At 55.1% G+C, this 12,191-nt stretch carries 16 protein-coding genes; 6 read left to right on the top strand and 10 right to left on the bottom strand.

Going from position 1 to position 12,191, the window contains the following annotated elements:
• Together AAAC48_RS10980 and AAAC48_RS10975 are read right to left on the bottom strand one after the other, a co-directional pair.
• On the bottom strand, positions 1-576 hold the full coding sequence (locus AAAC48_RS10980; RefSeq protein WP_340654204.1) for a gluconate 2-dehydrogenase subunit 3 family protein: 576 nt from the start codon (positions 574-576) through the stop codon (positions 1-3).
• A gap of 98 nt (positions 577-674) precedes the next feature.
• Positions 675-1,070: a glyoxalase superfamily protein gene (locus AAAC48_RS10975; RefSeq protein ID WP_340654203.1), complete on the bottom strand. Its 396-nt coding sequence runs from the start codon at positions 1,068-1,070 to the stop codon at positions 675-677.
• On the opposite strand from AAAC48_RS10975, the gene AAAC48_RS10970 reads away from it, so the two are divergent.
• Positions 1,057-1,299, top strand: coding sequence for a hypothetical protein (locus AAAC48_RS10970; protein ID WP_340654202.1), 243 nt, complete (start codon positions 1,057-1,059; stop codon positions 1,297-1,299). The genes AAAC48_RS10975 and AAAC48_RS10970 overlap by 14 nt on opposite strands.
• Positions 1,292-1,612, top strand: coding sequence for a ribbon-helix-helix domain-containing protein (locus AAAC48_RS10965; RefSeq protein WP_340654201.1), 321 nt, complete (start codon positions 1,292-1,294; stop codon positions 1,610-1,612). Before AAAC48_RS10970 ends, AAAC48_RS10965 begins: the two co-directional genes overlap by 8 nt.
• 19 nt (positions 1,613-1,631) lie before the next feature.
• Here the strand turns inward: AAAC48_RS10965 and AAAC48_RS10960 are convergent, their stop codons facing one another.
• From AAAC48_RS10960 to AAAC48_RS10950, 3 genes are all read right to left on the bottom strand, one after another.
• Positions 1,632-2,939, bottom strand: coding sequence for an ATP-binding protein (locus tag AAAC48_RS10960; protein ID WP_340654200.1), 1,308 nt, complete (start codon positions 2,937-2,939; stop codon positions 1,632-1,634).
• Between the two features lie 160 nt (positions 2,940-3,099).
• Complete coding sequence (locus tag AAAC48_RS10955) at positions 3,100-3,807, bottom strand: response regulator transcription factor (protein WP_340654223.1); 708 nt, start codon at positions 3,805-3,807, stop codon at positions 3,100-3,102.
• 45 nt (positions 3,808-3,852) lie between these two features.
• A complete protein-coding gene (locus tag AAAC48_RS10950) occupies positions 3,853-4,356 on the bottom strand; it encodes a MarR family transcriptional regulator (protein WP_340654199.1) in 504 nt (167 codons plus the stop codon).
• Between the two features lie 249 nt (positions 4,357-4,605).
• On the opposite strand from AAAC48_RS10950, the gene AAAC48_RS10945 reads away from it, so the two are divergent.
• The 3 genes from AAAC48_RS10945 to AAAC48_RS10935 all read left to right on the top strand — a co-directional run bounded on the left by AAAC48_RS10945 (position 4,606) and on the right by AAAC48_RS10935 (position 6,706).
• Entirely contained in the window at positions 4,606-5,496 is an 891-nt protein-coding gene (locus AAAC48_RS10945; RefSeq protein WP_340654198.1) for a branched-chain amino acid aminotransferase, read from the top strand.
• 134 nt (positions 5,497-5,630) lie between these two features.
• Complete coding sequence (locus AAAC48_RS10940; protein ID WP_340654197.1) at positions 5,631-5,942, top strand: hypothetical protein; 312 nt, start codon at positions 5,631-5,633, stop codon at positions 5,940-5,942.
• A gap of 122 nt (positions 5,943-6,064) precedes the next feature.
• Positions 6,065-6,706 (top strand): MBL fold metallo-hydrolase, encoded by a 642-nt coding sequence (locus tag AAAC48_RS10935; protein ID WP_340654196.1) that lies wholly within the window; start codon positions 6,065-6,067, stop codon positions 6,704-6,706.
• A gap of 55 nt (positions 6,707-6,761) precedes the next feature.
• On the opposite strand, the gene AAAC48_RS10930 is transcribed toward AAAC48_RS10935, so the two are convergent.
• From AAAC48_RS10930 to AAAC48_RS10920, 3 genes are all read right to left on the bottom strand, one after another.
• Positions 6,762-7,178 carry a BA14K family protein gene (locus AAAC48_RS10930; protein ID WP_340654195.1) on the bottom strand — a complete coding sequence of 139 codons (417 nt, stop codon included), beginning with the start codon at positions 7,176-7,178 and terminating at the stop codon, positions 6,762-6,764.
• A 319-nt stretch (positions 7,179-7,497) separates the two neighbouring features.
• On the bottom strand, positions 7,498-7,713 hold the full coding sequence (locus tag AAAC48_RS10925; RefSeq protein WP_113484652.1) for a cold-shock protein: 216 nt from the start codon (positions 7,711-7,713) through the stop codon (positions 7,498-7,500).
• A gap of 395 nt (positions 7,714-8,108) precedes the next feature.
• Complete coding sequence (locus AAAC48_RS10920; protein ID WP_340654194.1) at positions 8,109-8,945, bottom strand: lytic transglycosylase domain-containing protein; 837 nt, start codon at positions 8,943-8,945, stop codon at positions 8,109-8,111.
• Between the two features lie 179 nt (positions 8,946-9,124).
• Between AAAC48_RS10920 and AAAC48_RS10915 the strand changes: the two genes are divergently transcribed.
• Complete coding sequence (locus tag AAAC48_RS10915) at positions 9,125-9,826, top strand: HAD family hydrolase (protein WP_340654193.1); 702 nt, start codon at positions 9,125-9,127, stop codon at positions 9,824-9,826.
• Here the strand turns inward: AAAC48_RS10915 and AAAC48_RS10910 are convergent, their stop codons facing one another.
• Together AAAC48_RS10910 and AAAC48_RS10905 are read right to left on the bottom strand one after the other, a co-directional pair.
• Complete coding sequence (locus AAAC48_RS10910; RefSeq protein WP_340654192.1) at positions 9,827-11,344, bottom strand: ATP-binding protein; 1,518 nt, start codon at positions 11,342-11,344, stop codon at positions 9,827-9,829. It abuts the gene before it with no gap.
• A 123-nt stretch (positions 11,345-11,467) separates the two neighbouring features.
• On the bottom strand, positions 11,468-12,191 hold a 724-nt coding region (locus AAAC48_RS10905), incomplete at its 5' end, for an NAD(P)-dependent oxidoreductase (RefSeq protein WP_340654191.1).

Raw genomic sequence — 12,191 nt, 5'->3', positions numbered from 1 at the left:
TCAAAGCCACTCTATGTCGCTGAAGCCGCGTGCGATGTAACCGCCCTTGGAATAGGACTCACCCTCGTAACCAAAGAGGGGCCAGATCTCTTCTTGATTGTAGAGTCCGGTTACGAGCCCGCCCCGAATGGTCTGGAAGAACGGGGTGTTCTCTATTTTTCGCAGGATGGCGAACCGGTCATCCTCCCAGCCAAGACCAAGGTAGCCGCCTTTGCCTGCACGCTTGTCGAGATCTGCAATGCCATCCTCGATCAGCTTCTTCTGTTTCGGGTCCTCTCCAGCCTTGGCATCATAGGGTTTAACCGCGATGGCGTAGAAGCGGTCCGGGACGTGGTCGTGCGGATAGATGTCGCGAGCCAACTGAATGAGTGTCGCCATCGTTTCAGGTTTGAGATTGGACGTCTCAAGTCCCCAGGCAAATTGCGGATGAATAATCGCGCTGCCGCTGATGACGAGGATTGCGCCAAGGCTGACCGTACCGCCTCTTTTGAGCACGTCGCGCCGCGATATTCCGTTTCGTTCGTCCGGGCTCAGCCCGTCCGGCGCAGCCGGCTTGCGGTTGAATATGGTAACCATTGTGTTCCTCCCTTGCTTGCTACAGGCATTTCCGCAGGATGATCCTTGAAGATGCCTTTGCTGGCTCGTGGCGTTCCTCCAACGCCGTTAAACCGGTCTCACATGTACCGGCCTTGTCGTTGCAAGACTTCAATCTTGTAACCATCCGGGTCCTCGACGAAGAAGAAGCGCGCCATCATTGCACCATCGCGCTTGAATTCCACGATGTCGCGGATTTTCAACTGTTGTTGTTTGAGGCGCGCATGTTCGGCGTCGAGGTCATCGACGCTGAAGGCCAGATGGCCATAGCCGTCGCCGACATCATAGGGCTCTGTGCGTCCCTTGTTGATGGTTAGCTCAAGCTCGAAACCAGCTTCGCTGTTGCGCAAATAGACGAGCGTGAACGTATCGAAATCGAGCCGATCCGCTACTTCAAGACCGAATGCTGTCTGATAGAATGATCTGGACTTCTCCTCATCGAGAATACGGATCATCGAATGAATGGCTTTTGCCAAAGGCACCTCCATAACGATTGATGGGCAGCCCAAAAAACTAAGGTTGCAGTGTTGGGGCATGTCGGTGATTATGAACATGGGAGAAGAAAAGTGGTGGCAATCGGCTACCACACCGCGTTGCGAGCCGAATAAATTTGCCCGTAGTGCACCAGCGCGCAAGAATGCCATTTTTGGACGCTGGCGGCGCGTATTGCGGGAACAAAAGAAGGGAGGTTCTTGGTATGTGTAAGGTATTTGCAGAACAGGATCCGCAGGGCTATCGGCAGATCAATCGTTCTGTGCGCATTGCCGGGCATTCAACAAGCATTCAACTGGAAGCAACATTCTGGAAATTGCTGGATGAGATCGCCGAAAGCCAGAATATGACGACTCCGCGCTTCATCTCGACGCTCTACGACGAAGCACTACAGGCGCAAGGGGAAATTCCGAACTTCGCCTCCATGCTTCGCACGACCTGTGCGCTGTATCTGCGTGGAGTACAGGCCTTACCCGAGCGCGCACCGGCCAATGGCGCTGCGCTCGTTGCAGAACATGCGGCGTAGGGGCTGTTGGCGGCAAATTCTAGGCAGGTATCCTGACAACGGCACGCAAACCACCGGCAGGGCTCTCATCCAGTGAGATATCGCCGCCATGACTACGGGCGATGTCGAGCGCGATAGCGAGACCGAGCCCCGTGCCGCTCGAATCCTGATTGCGTGCTTCATCCAGCCGGAAAAATGGCTTGAACACCTCGTCACGCATTTCCTTAGGAATACCTGGCCCGTCATCATCAATGGTGATAGTCAACCAGCCTTCGCGATGATCGGCGTTCACGGATACGTTTTTTGCGTAGCGAAATGAATTTGTTACAAGATTAGATATCAACCGGGAGAACGCGTTCGGACGAACCTGAATTTCCGGTTCGCCACGAATGCTGGACGCAAATCCGCGTTCAAGCAGCGTGCCTTCTTCCTTCAGTTTCGCGAAAAAGCGCTCCAGGTTGAAGGTCCCCGTTTCTTCTTCAGCTTCACTGCGAGCGAAGGCAAGGTAGCCTTCCAGCATCGACTGCATGTCCTCGATGTCCTGCTCCATCGCCTCCGTATCGACCCTGTTGCCGACGAGAGCCAGTTGGAGTTTGAAGCGAGTGAGAATGGTGCGCAAATCGTGGCTAACACCGCTCAGCATGGTTGTACGCTGGTCGATCTGCCGCTCGATACGCTCACGCATGACAATAAATGCTGCGCCGGCGCGGCGCACTTCTTCTGCGCCACGCGGTTTGAAATCGGGCGGCGGGGCGCGGCCCTTGCCGAAACTATCGGCTGCCGTCGCGAGTTGCTGTATCGGTTTGATCTGGTTGCGCAGAAAAAGGATGGCGATTGCAAGCAAGACAAGCGCAGAACCAGCCATCCAGACGAGGAAAATCAAGGTGTTGGATGCATAGGCCTGGCTTCGGCGGGCAAAGACGCGCAAAACCTTGTTGTCGAGCTGGATACGGATTTCAACGAGGTCGGAATCACCGATGGTGTCGATCCAGAAAGGACGATTGATTTGCCGTGTGATCTCCTCGCTTAGAATTCCGTCCAGAATGGAGAAAAATGGCTTGGGTCCGGGTGCCGGTAAAGGGTCACCCGGAAGGATCGATATGTTGAGCGCCAGCCTCTCCCGTGCGATGCGGATTAGATTTTCATAGCCCGGATCCTGCGGATAGGTGTCCATCAGGTCGATAATACCGGCGATGTCGCGTACGACTGCTGTCGAGAGGCGCTGCGTTACCGTCTGCCAATGACGTTCCATGAAGACAAAGGCGATAACGGACTGGAGCAGAACCATCGGTGCAATAATGATTATAAGCGACCGCGCATAGAGCCGCTTCGGCATCCAGTGTGCCATCCAGCGGGTAAATTTCCTCCATGGACCCAGGAGAGTGCTTCGCTTGCGGCGCCAGTGACGCTTCCTGATTGCTAATGTACGCTTGGCGGATTCGGTCGTTGCCATCGTCTTGGTGTCCGCTTGCGCACTGTGCTTTTTGATTGAGGTGGATTTCGTCTCGTTACTCCACGCTTAGTTTATAACCGACGCCGCGAACCGTCTGCAACCAGACCGGATTGGCCGGATCATTTTCGATCTTGCGGCGCAGGCGATTTATCTGGACGTCGATTGTACGCTCACCAACGTCACCTTCCTGTCCGGTCAGTTCATGACGCGGTACCGTTTCACCGGCGCGCGCGGCGAAGATCGCCATGATGTCCTGTTCTCGGTCCGTCAACCGGATCATTTCTCCGGAGCGCTTAAGTTCGCGTTTGGCGATGATGAACGTATAGGGGCCGAACACAATCTGTTCGATCTTGGCCTGAGTAGCTGGAGAGCCACGTCGCAGGATATTATTGATGCGCAGGATCAATTCACGTGGATCAAAGGGTTTTGGCAAATAGTCATCAGCACCGGCTTCCAGACCTGCGATGCGACTGTCAGTTTCCGACAGGGCCGTCAGCATGAGGATCGGCACATCCTTTTCCTTGCGCAACGACTGGGTAAGCGCAACGCCGCTTTCTCCGGGCATCATGACGTCTAGAATGAGAAGATCGAAGTCAAGGCCGGCCAGCTTGCGGCGGGCTTCGTCCGCGTTGGCGGCCACCGTAATGCGAAAACCGCTGCCGGTCAGATATTGCGACAGTAGATTTCGAATTCGGGTGTCGTCGTCGACAATGAGCAAATGCGGCGCATCGTCTGAAAGTGGAAGTTCATCACTCACTAATATCGTTCCTTCTTTCCTGTGCCTCCATCCAGAAGGCAGCCTTTGGTTTTACCCTGCCTTCGGCAAACTGTCGATCTGTTGCCATTGCGAGGGATTCACCATTGCCTTGAGAAAATGCTCAACCACCGCCCGGTCGGAAACACCGATTTGCTCCAATGCACCGGTAATGCGGCGTGATTGCGGTGCTGCAAGTTCCAACGCCAGTTCACGGCCCTTCGGGGTCGGATAGAGCTCGCGCTGGCGCCTGTCACGTGGCCCCGGAATCTGGACGACATGGTCTGTGTCAATCAGCTGCTTGAGCACGCGCGCCAGACTCTGCTTGGTAATCTGCAGGACATCGAGTAACTCGGCGACTGTCATGCCGGGTTTCCTGTTGATGAAATATAGAACGCGATGGTGCGCCCGGCCAAAAGCTAGCTTTTCCAGGATCAAATCCGGATCGGCGGTAAAATCGCGATAGGCAAAGAAAAACAGCTCGATAATATCAAGTTCACTAGCATCCTTTTTGGTCAGGGCTGTCTCGATATGTCTATCTGGTGTATAAGATTTCATGCAGGGTTTCCGCTCTCGTTGGAAATTATGTCAGTCTTATTGACTTAATTTTAGACTGCTGATAATTTTTGGCAAGCTGTTGGCTACATTTTGAATTAAACGAAAAGCCAATATGTGTTTCTGAGATATTTTCCTCATAGAAACGCCTATTGGCGCCCGTAGGCAATGGTACACCAATTGGCAATCGGGACCAGTTGGTGAGAGTGAAATCCCGCAAAATTATCAGGAATCAAACGCCTGGAGGAAAACATGGCATCCGTTCCATTTGATCAGCTTGAAGGTTACATCTGGATGAACGGCGAATTCGTTCGCTGGGCGGATGCGAAGATTCATGTGCTGACTCATGGCCTGCACTACGCAAGCTCTGTCTTTGAAGGTGAGCGTGCCTATGGTGGCGAGATCTTCAAGCTTAACGAACACACGGAGCGCCTGCATGAATCGGCACGGATTCTTGGGTTCAAGATTCCCTTCACGGTCGAAGAGCTGAATGATGCAAGCCGTAAGCTTTTGGCAAAACAGGGCTTCAAGGACGCCTATGTGCGCCCGATCGCTTGGCGCGGCAGTGAATCGATGGGCGTTTCGGCTCAGGCAAACAAGATCAACGTCGCTATCGCGATCTGGCAGTGGCCGAGTTATTTCGATCCGGCGCAGAAGCTTAAGGGCATCCGGCTCGACATGGCTGAATATCGCCGCCCCGACCCTAAGACAGCACCGTCCAAATCCAAGGCGGCCGGCCTTTACATGATCTGCACGATCTCCAAGCACGCCGCGGAAGCCAAGGGGTATGCCGATGCATTGATGCTGGATTGGCGTGGCCAGGTCGCCGAAGCGACCGGGGCAAATGTGTTCTTTGTCAAGGATGGTGTCATTCATACGCCGACGCCCGATTGCTTCCTCGACGGCATCACGCGCCGCACGGTAATCGATCTTGCCACGCGCCGCGGCTATGAAGTTATTGAGCGGGCAATCATGCCGGAAGAGTTGGAAGGTTTCGAGCAATGCTTCCTGACCGGTACAGCTGCAGAAGTCACGCCAGTTTCGGAGATTGGGCCTTATCGCTTTACAGTCGGTGAGATCGCGGTCAATCTGATGAACGATTATGCAGCGGAAGTAATGCCAAAGAAAGCAGCGGCTGAGTAACCGGAAGTTGAAGCCAAAATAGTGTTTGATACCTCTCAATTGAGGTATCAAGCTGTTTGACATTGCTTAAAACTTAGTCAACATGACACATGCCAGGCATGAGTCTGGCTTGAAACGTTGACGGGGTGTCAATCATGGAAGCGCTTCTTCCTATCATTATCCAGCTTATCTCTGGTGGTGTCGGCGGTAATATTGTCGGTGGTCTTCTTAAAAACCTCAGTCTTGGCACTACAGGCAATACCGTTGCTGGCGGCATTGGTGGACTTATAGGTGGTTATCTGACGCAATTCCTCGGCGCTGGCGGTGCCGCGGTCGTAGCAGACGCAGCAGCCTCGTCGGGCTTGGATATTGGTTCGATCATCGGTCAGGTCGCCGGTGGTGGCGTTGGCGGTCTCATTTTGACGGCTATCGTAGGCGCCATCAAGAATTCGATGGCCAAGACCTGATTTGCCGAACTACAAATGATTTCTTGAGGGCGGTCCATGACCGCCCTTTTCATTTGGACGTTCATTGCGATAGGAATTACACTCAGTTTGTGCAGTCCAAGAAGAGCATGGGATAGCGTGATATGGGACAATTGCAGGCCGGTATTATTCCAGTTACGGCCTTTCAGCAGAATTGCACAATCCTTTTCGACAGTGACGACAAGCATGGCGTCCTCGTTGATCCGGGTGGGGACAACGACCAGGTTCTGCAAGCGATCCAGTCGAATGGTATTGTAATTGAGGCAATCTGGATCACACATGGCCATATCGACCATGCCGCAGGGGCAATGGACATGAAGGATGCTCTTGGCGTCGACATCATAGGACCACACGAAGCCGATCGTTTTCTTCTGGATAGTCTCGAGGCAAAAGCCCTCCAGTATGGTATCACTGACAAGGTTCGCAATTGCACGCCTGACCGGTGGTTAGCTGAGGGCGATACCGTCTCGTTCGGATCACACGTTTTCGAAGTGCTGCATTGTCCGGGCCACGCGCCAGGCCATGTCGTCTATTTTAATCGAGTGGCCAAGTTCGCCCATGTAGGGGATGTCCTGTTCAATGGTTCGGTCGGCCGCACAGATTTGCCAGGTGGCGATCACACGAAGCTGATCAATTCCATCAAAACGAAGTTGCTGCCGCTCGGAGACGATATTGGCTTCATCTGTGGGCATGGGCCTGGAGGGCGTTTTGGCGAGGAACGACGGTCCAATCCATTTTTGATCTGAACACAAAGAAAGCCGCCGGAGCACCGGCGGCCTTTTTTGAATTTGCTACAAGAGATCAGTTAGCGTTGCAGAAATAGTCACGTCCGTCATAGCCGCGGAATGTGCCTGTTTCTGGATTGAATGAGCGATAACGATCTGAGCAGTAGCGGTACCATTCACGTGACCAAGGCCGTGCCCCACCGTAGTAACGCGGAACCTCGCGATAAACAGTAACCGGACGGCGATAATAGCCGTCATCATAGTCGCGATAGATAACATCGGGTTCGCGAGGCTGCGCAAGTGCGCTGCCAAGCAGCGCGCCGGCCGCAAGGCCTATTGCGCCTGCTGCCCAAGCATCGCCATTGTTGTGGTGGTTGTAATGACGATAGTAGCCGTCGCCGCGCCAATTATCGGCGGATGCCGACGTGAGGGGGACCATGGCCGTTGCAAACGCGGCGGCTGCGAGAATGGCAATTTTCGTGCCCTTGTTCATTTTGTGCCTCCTTTGAAGCATCCTTGGCGAAGCGTTTGCGCTTCGCCCGATAGTGTTGGGCTGGACTTCAAGTGGGGCGCCAGCCGTAGAGTCCTTTTTAGTCACTTCAGAATGAATGCAAGCTGAACGGAAAGCGCAAGAATTCGTTCCACCGTCATTTCTGATGGATGGAGAAAGCGCATACAATTTCAGCAAATCCAAGGCAACGAAGCGCATAACACTTCGGCGGGGCGGCTGGCCAATGGCACACGCCGCAAGTTCCTAGAACGGAATCCCCGATTTCCGATCGGGGATTTATTTCAGCGACAAAGCGCCAGAATTATTCAGTGATCGAGATGTTAACGGCCTTTGGGCCCTTACCACGACGATCAGGCTCGGTATCGAAGGAAACCTTCTGATTGTCTGCGAGACCTGTGAGGCCGGACGCCTGAACTGCGGAGATGTGAACGAAAATGTCCGCTGCGCCGTCGTCCGGCTTGATAAAGCCAAAGCCTTTTTCACTGTTGAAGAATTTGACCGTACCGGTCTGTGCCATGCTTCGTTCCTTTTCCTTACTTACCGCGTCCCCCTCCGGGTTTGCGGGATTGGTAGTGCCGTTTTCAGTAAAGTACGTCTAACGGAAATCATGCAGGCAGTTCTCGAATTCAGGAAAGGAGCCGATCATTGCCAGGATTACTCCTGACCCGGTATTCTTGCGGTTCCGGCGCGCCGTTCTTCCAGTCTTCCAGTGTTCGCAAATGCCCGAACGCATTGAGACTGCTAGAATAAGTGTTTTTTGGCAAGCAAAAGTTTTTCTACCATTTTGACGACTATATCGCACAGCGTTGCAAGCTACATACTTGTGCGTAGGAAATTTGGTTTAGCGTTCCTGCGGTGGCACCTTTCCACGTCACAGACAGTACGTGACCCCAGCTGTTTTTCTCGATCGCTTTATCGATTGCGCAGTACGATACAGGCTCCACCCGCGCTGTGTAGCTGGGCACAGATCTTATCGGCTTCGCTGCGGCTATCGGCACCAATTCGCACGGCATAAATGCCCCGGCGTCCCATCGGTGTACGCTTGCGGCTGATAACCGGTTCATGCGTGTTCAATATGGCCGGGAAGTTGCGCCGCAAGCGTTGGAGCTGGCCAACAGCAGCAGCACGACGGAAGTTACCAGCAATCTGGATACCCCACGGTTTGGGCTTGATCTGCGCCATGGCAACGGTTGCGAATCGCACAATCGGCAGCTGCCTGCATGCTGCATCAAAGCTTTGTTTGGCGTTGAGCGGGCGCAGGTTGATCTCGGTACCAGCCGCAAAGTCGTCCGCCGATTGCCCGGTAATGTCCAGCACGTATTCTTCTGTCTCGAGCGGAAGAAATCCGCCGCTTGAAAGCCAGTTTGCCACCCGTGTCGGGCCGGCATTGTAGGCCGCGGCCGCCAACCCCCAATTGCCAAAAGCCCGCCGCAGGTCCTTCAACAGCGCCGCGGAAGCCGGAAGGGCCTTGGTGAAGTCGAAAGGATCGTCGAGATTTCGCTCTTTGGCCGTTCCAGGCATGAATTGTGCAATGCCCCGGGCGCCAACGGGGCTCGTCGCAGTTACGTCAAATCGGCTTTCTTTCCAGATTAACCGTGCAAAGAAATCGCGCGGAACACCGTGGCCATCGGCATTCGTTGCGATGGCAGCGCAAATCTGACTGACTGTTGGCGCTGACGGTTGCGCTGGCGTCGAAACAGATGGATTGTCCGCTGACCACGCTTCGAGCGAGGACAAGAACAGGAACATTGCGACTATGCCGAGCTGCCCGAGCCAATTCACCCTGTCGTCGTCCCCGTTTCTCACCCTTACCCAGGCATAAAGCACAACCATTTTTCTGATAAAAGATGGATGAGCAATGATTCCATTATTACGAGTGAGTTACACGACCCGACAGAAAAAGTTTAACCGAAGAAGCGATTATCTCGATGCCTGACTCGATCACCACACTCGGCTTCGACGCAGATGATACACTATGGCAGAACGAACAGTTTTTCCGGAGGTCGGAAATGCACTTTGCCGATCTGTTGTCCGCACATGCGGAAGTCGCGGATCTTTCCGACCGGTTGCTCGCGATCGAGAAGCGTAACCTCGATCTTTACGGTTTCGGCATTAAAGGTTTCACGCTTTCATTGATCGAAACGGCGGTAGAGGTTACCGAAGGTCGGGTACCGGCCTCGATTATCGCTGAAATCCTGGCCGCAGGTCGTGAGATGCTGCGTCATCCGGTCGAAACACTGCCGCATGTGCAGGAAACGCTGGAGCAACTCACGGATCAGTATCGGCTCGTCCTGATTACGAAGGGCGACCTGTTCGATCAGGAGCGCAAGCTGGCGCTGTCAGGTCTTGGCGATTTCTTTGATGCGGTCGAGATTGTGAGCAACAAGGACAAGGCAACCTATGAACGGATTTTCAACCGCCATGGGGATGGAGCGGAACGAGCCGTGATGATCGGCAATTCGCTGAAATCCGATGTTATTCCCGCCATCGAGGCGGGCAGTTGGGGCATATTTGTGCCGCACGAATTGACCTGGGTGCTCGAACATGTCGAGCCGCCGATTGCCGATTCGCGTTTCCGGCAGATCCAGCATCTGGGGGAGTTGGTGCCGCTTCTGGCCGAGATCGGCTGATTATTCCGCAGCGTGCTGTTCTGGCGAGCCTTCATCGGGGCCATTCGGGTCGCCACTAGCGGTTTCGCGGCCGAGGTCCGGAAAGGCGACGACACGATTACCGGTGAAATCGGTCCGAACGACAATCAAACCTTGTTCCTCGAAATAGGTAAGGAGCCGCCGGGCGCGCCGGGCTGAATGGGTGCCGTAGGCGCGCGCCAAGGTGGCATCCGAAGGGCAGGGACTACTTGTGACGGCAGCTTGCGCGACGATAAAGAATACGCCCTGAACATCGTCGGGCAGCGACTTCGACAGTTCCAATGCCTGCTGCCATGGCTCGCTTTGCGCCGTTTCCCCGTCAATTCCAGCCCGAGCAACGGCTAATCTGCGACGAAACTCGGGAAGTGCCAGCGCTTCGCCGGGAACGCGGCGAATACGGCAGCGAACGAGAAAATCCTGGTAGAGAACAGCATCCGTGCGAAAGGAAGCATCCGGGTCATTGAGCATTTCGTGCATGACCGAATCGATCAGGCCATTCCGCTCAGCTTGGTCGATCTCGGGAAACAATGTGAGCGCAGGCGCTTCGGCCTGTGCCATTGCCTTGGCTTGCGTCAACTGGTTGAGAATGTCGGCAGTTGACGTCGGGGCTGGTGGCGGAGGCACGCGGCGGACAATCGCGCGACGCTCTTCAGGCGCCGGTGTGAAGATCAGATCGTGTGCGTCTTCACCCGGCTGCGGCAGTGGCGTCAGTTTGGGGCTCGAGGAGCGCGCAGACGTTTCCACCGGGCCGATGGTTACTGCCAGTGGCCGGCGCGAAAGTGCCGGTCCCAAGGCAACAAAATGCCCGCGTGCCAGATCGCGAAATTGTTCTGCCTGTCGCCGTTCCATACCGAGAAGATCGGAGGCGCGTGCCATGTCAATGTCGAGAAACGTCCGCCCCATCAGGAAGTTGGAGGCTTCAGCGGCGACATTCTTTGCAAGCTTGGCCAGGCGCTGGGTGGCAATGACGCCGGCAAGGCCGCGTTTTCGGCCGCGGCACATCAGGTTGGTCATGGCACCGAGGGAAAGTTTTCGCGCTTCGTCGGAGACTTCTCCGGCAACTGCAGGCGCAAAGAGCTGCGCCTCGTCGACGACAACGAGCATCGGGTACCAGTAGTCGCGCTCAGCATCGAACAGGCCGCCAAGGAAGGCTGCGGCACAGCGCATTTGTTGCTCGACATCAAGCCCTTCGAGGTCGAGTACGACGGAAACACGGTGCTGACGAATACGCGCGGCGATCCGGGTCAGCTCGTTTTCGGTACGCGCCCCATCGACGACCACATGGCCGTATTTGTCGGCAAGTGTGACGAAATCGCCTTCCGGATCGATGACACATTGCTGCACCCACTGGGCACTCTGTTCGAGCAGGCGGCGAAGCAGATGTGATTTTCCCGAACCCGAATTACCCTGCACAAGCAAGCGTGTCGCCAAAAGCTCTTCCAGATCGAGCATGGCTTTTGCGCCGGCTGGCGCCGCTCCCATGTCGATATCGACCTTCATCGTTTCTCCAGGTGCTCAAGTGATTCCGCGCGCCATGCGGCGCGCGAATTCCTTAGCATTCCTTTGCGGCCATTGCGCGGAAGATGTACGGCTTGCTCCTCGAAACCCACAGCTGGTTTGGTTTCAATCTTGGTGGAAGACTGTGCCGAATTCCTTCATGCGCCGGATGACATGCTCCGGATCCATCAGTAAATCGGGGAGATAGAGGCCAGGTTTGACCGGTTCACCGCTGGAGAGACCGAGAAGACGCTCGATTCCGAGCGCGACATGCAGCGCCGTGAGCGGGGCCTGACCCTCGGGGTGCACTATATCGAGACGCTTGTGCACCTTTTCGCCGGTCAACAATTCGCCGGTGGTTTCAATGGCAATCTCCGTGGAAAATGCGTCGCCCCGTCGGCGACTGGCCGACACGCCGTAGACCAGATCGAAGCGGATGGACTTCGCGCTGGTCGCAGTGGAAAGGCTGAGCACGTCAAGCGGTGAGTACGCGCTCGCTTCGACTTCCGTACCGTCAATATCGATGAACCGCCGCTTGGCTTCCTCGCCTTTGATCCAGCGCCAACGTCCGTCTTTGATCTCCAGCGGATTGGGTGCCGATTCGGTGAGCCGTTGAAAATCCGCGAAAGCTGCGGGGCCACCCATATCCTCTTCATCGAGTACGACAGTGATTGCAATCGTATCAATGCTTCGAAAGTCACGCGCCACCTGAAGTGCCGGGAAGGTGGCGGCACCGGCCAGCCAGTTGCTCGCCATGAGGATCGGAGCACTTCCAGGGTTGCGGATCGCAAGTGCCATTTCCGGTCCTACTTCGAATACGCCGCTCGAGACACTGAGATATGGCAAGCTA

The sequence above is a fragment of the Phyllobacterium sp. genome, from assembly GCF_037994405.1.
GTDB lineage: Bacteria > Pseudomonadota > Alphaproteobacteria > Rhizobiales > Rhizobiaceae > Phyllobacterium.
The sequence above is the reverse complement of the archived record's forward strand: the minus strand, read 5'-3'. Positions and strand labels throughout refer to the sequence as shown.